Annotated in this window: 4 protein-coding genes; 3 read left to right on the forward strand and 1 reads right to left on the reverse strand. The window is 62.8% G+C overall.

What is annotated here, in order from left to right:
• Positions 1–119: 119 nt before the first annotated feature.
• Positions 120–1,307 carry a phosphoglycerate kinase gene (locus WBB85_RS05610; protein ID WP_432637646.1) on the reverse strand — a complete coding sequence of 396 codons (1,188 nt, stop codon included), beginning with the start codon at positions 1,305–1,307 and terminating at the stop codon, positions 120–122.
• 450 nt (positions 1,308–1,757) lie between these two features.
• Between WBB85_RS05610 and WBB85_RS05615 the strand changes: the two genes are divergently transcribed.
• The 3 genes from WBB85_RS05615 to WBB85_RS05625 form a co-directional block, all read left to right on the forward strand.
• The gene (locus WBB85_RS05615; protein ID WP_432637647.1) at positions 1,758–2,264 is read left to right on the forward strand and encodes a peptidylprolyl isomerase; all 507 of its coding nucleotides are present in this window, start codon (positions 1,758–1,760) and stop codon (positions 2,262–2,264) included.
• Complete coding sequence (locus WBB85_RS05620; RefSeq protein WP_432637648.1) at positions 2,257–2,877, forward strand: peptidylprolyl isomerase; 621 nt, start codon at positions 2,257–2,259, stop codon at positions 2,875–2,877. Before WBB85_RS05615 ends, WBB85_RS05620 begins: the two co-directional genes overlap by 8 nt.
• Before the next feature lie 81 nt (positions 2,878–2,958).
• Positions 2,959–3,339 (forward strand): DUF3179 domain-containing (seleno)protein (locus WBB85_RS05625; protein WP_432637649.1); only part of this gene is annotated, 381 nt, incomplete at its 3' end.

Below are 3,339 nucleotides of genomic sequence, written 5' to 3' on the forward strand. Positions count from 1 at the left end.
ACCTTACGGGGCGCGGGTCCCTACCCCCTGCAATGTCCGGCATCTTATGACATGCGAACAGATGTCTTTTGTCAGTAAGGTGGGTTTAAACCCACCTTACCTGGATGATGTTGAGCGCCTCAGCCAAGGGCCGCGACGCCGGGCAGGGTTTTGCCCTCCATCCATTCAAGGAACGCGCCGCCTGCGGTGGAGATGTAGCTGAAATCGTCCGCCACGCCCGCCTTGTTGAGTGCCGCCACCGTATCGCCGCCACCGGCGACCGAGGTCAGGTGACCCGCCTTCGTCAACTCAGCCGCCTTCGCTGCCGCCGCATTGGTCGCGGCATCGAACGGCTCGATCTCGAACGCGCCCAAGGGGCCGTTCCAGATCAGCGTCCGGCTGGCAGCGAAGACCTCGGCGATGGAAGCGACCGTCGCGGGCCCGGCATCAAGGATCATCGCATCGGCCGGGCAGGCATCGGCGGCCACCGTTTCATGCGCAGCCCCTGCCTTGAAGTCCCGCGCGACGACGACATCGGTCGGCAGATGGATGGCGCAACCCTCGTCTTCGGCCTTGGCGAGGATCGCGCGGGCCGTATCGGCCATCTCGCGCTCGGCAAGGGACGCTCCGACCTCGATCCCCTGGGCGACAAGGAACGTGTTGGCCATGCCGCCGCCAATCACCAGATGGTTCACGCGCGCGACAAGATTGCCGAGAAGATCGAGCTTGGTCGAGACCTTGGCCCCGCCCACGACCGCGACCACCGGGCGCACCGGATCACCAAGTGCTGCGTTCAGCGCCTTCAGTTCCGCCGCCATCAGCCGTCCGGCGCAGGAAGCCATCAGATGTGCGATGCCTTCGGTCGAGGCATGCGCCCGGTGCGCGGCCGAAAAGGCGTCATTGACATAGACCGAGCCGAGGGCGGCGAGCGAGGCCGCCATCGCCGGTTCGTTCTTTTCCTCACCTGCATGGAAACGGGTGTTTTCCAGCAGGAGCACATCGCCGGGTGCCATCGCCGCCACTGCCTTCTTGGCCGGGCCGCCGATGCAATCCTCGGCAAAGGTAACCTTCTGGCCCAGGGCTGCCTCCAGCGCGGGCAGGGTCACGCGAAGGCTCATCTCCGGCACGACCTGCCCCTTGGGGCGGCCGAAATGGGCCAGAAGCACGACCTTGCCGCCCTTTTCCTGAATCGCCTTCACCGTCGGCACGATCTTTTCGATCCGTGTCGCATCTGTCACCCGTCCGGCCTCCACCGGCACGTTGATATCGACGCGGACGAGGGCGACCTTGCCGTTGAATTCCATGTCGTCGAGGGTTTTCCAGCTCATCGGGCGAATCCTTTCGGGCGGGCAGGCGGTGACATTCTTCTTCCTGCCAGATCGCCCGAACCATGGGCGAAGGTCAACCGACAAGGGCGCTTGCGGGCTTCCATGTCTGGATTTCCGCTATCGGGGCAATGCGAATGTTACCGCGCGTGCAACACAAGCCGGGCGGGCGGCTGCCCGTGGGGTGGCGCAGCGACCGTTGTTCAGGGCAGTTTATTGTGGCAAAGCTCCTCTAACCTCAAGCGATGCACGCGATCTCAAAAGCGCCAGCCCGCCGGGACGGGCAGGCGCTCGCCCGGCGCCTTCGGCTTGTTCCCGGGCAAAGTGGGCTCCGCCTCTCCGACCGCAATGGGCTCCAAATTGAACTTCAGAACCAACAACGGCTTGACGCTTTACCCTTTTCTTGAGCGCTTGCGCGCACTAGGTTCCGGGGCAACAGTCAAGGAGACCATCATGGCGGAAATCAAAGACCCCGAAAATACCATTATCGTGACGCTGAAGGACGGCGATGTGGTGATCGAGCTTTTGGCAGACGTGGCACCGAAACATGCCGAGCGGATGAAGGACCTCGCGCGGGGCGGGCACTATGACAACGTGGCCTTCCACCGGGTGATCGAAGGTTTCATGGCCCAGACCGGCGACGTGCAGCATGCCAATATGGAAAAAGACTACAATCCCGGCCGCTCGGGCACCGGTGGTTCGGACCTGCCTGACCTGCCTGCGGAATTCTCGAAACTGCCGCATGACCGGGGCACTCTGGGGGCTGCGCGTTCGGCAAATCCCAACTCGGCCAACAGCCAGTTCTTCATCAACTTCAAGGACAACCACTTCCTGAACGGACAGTACACGGTCTATGGCCGCGTCGTGTCGGGTATGGAACATGTCGACAAGATCCAGCGCGGTGAACCGCCTGCAAATCCCGACCGGATGATTGCGGTCAAGGTGGCGGCAGATGTCTGACACGCGGGCATTCGTCAGCGCCATTGTCGCGGGACTCGCCGTGACAGGGCTGTCTGTCTATCTCTACGTTCAGGGGACGACCGGTGCCGTCGCGGCTGAGGACGGTCCGGGTCCGAACCTCGTGATCGAGGTCGGGGGGGCCACCAGCGGCACGATCGTGATCGACCTTCTGCCCGATGTTGCCCCCAGACATGTGGCCCAGATCACCGAACTGGCCCGCACCGGCGCCTATGATGATGTGGTCTTTCACCGGGTGATCGACGGCTTCATGGCCCAGACAGGCGATGTCGAACATGGAAAATTCGGCGGCGATCTGGAACTTGCGGGGACCGGAAAGTCGGGCCTGCCGAACATTCCGGCCGAGTTCTCGGATCTGCCCTTCCAGCGCGGGATTGTCGGCATGGCCCGATCGTCGAGCCCTGACAGCGCCAATTCCCAGTTCTTCATTATGTTCGCCTTGGCCGATCACCTGAACGGCCAATACACCGTCGTCGGGCATGTCATTGAAGGCATGGACGTGGTGGATACAATCAAGAAGGGCGGCTTCGACCAAAATGGTGCTGTGACCGATCCTGACCGCATGGTCTCGGTCACGGTCGAGGAACAACAATAATATTCACCTTCGGGTGAGATGCCGGCCGGAAGGCTGGTCTGGCACCCCCGTCCGCGTCATCATCGCGGGCGGGGGTGTTTCATGACCTATGCTCGCGTTCTTTTGTCCGTCATTGCGGGGCTTCTCCTGGCCGCGCCGCTTCTTGCCTCGCCCGAACGCTGGCGCGGCGAATGGCCGAAGACCGATTTTTCCCAAAGCTCGGTGCCGTTCGAGGAAATCCTCTCAGGCGGCCCGCCGAAAGATGGCATCCCGGCGCTTGATGACGTGGAGATGATCCCCGTCGCCGCCGAAACGCGACTCGCCGATGCCGAACCGGTCATGGTGCTGGAACCGGAGGAGGGCAAGGCCCGCGCCTGGCCGATCCGCTATCTGACCTGGCATGAGATCGTCAATGACGAGGTGGCGGGGGTGCCGGTCGCGGTGACCTTCTGCCCCTTGTGCAATGCCGGAATGATCTTTGAC

Origin of the sequence: Albidovulum sp. (genome assembly GCF_049646345.1) — a bacterium.
GTDB lineage: Bacteria > Pseudomonadota > Alphaproteobacteria > Rhodobacterales > Rhodobacteraceae > Albidovulum.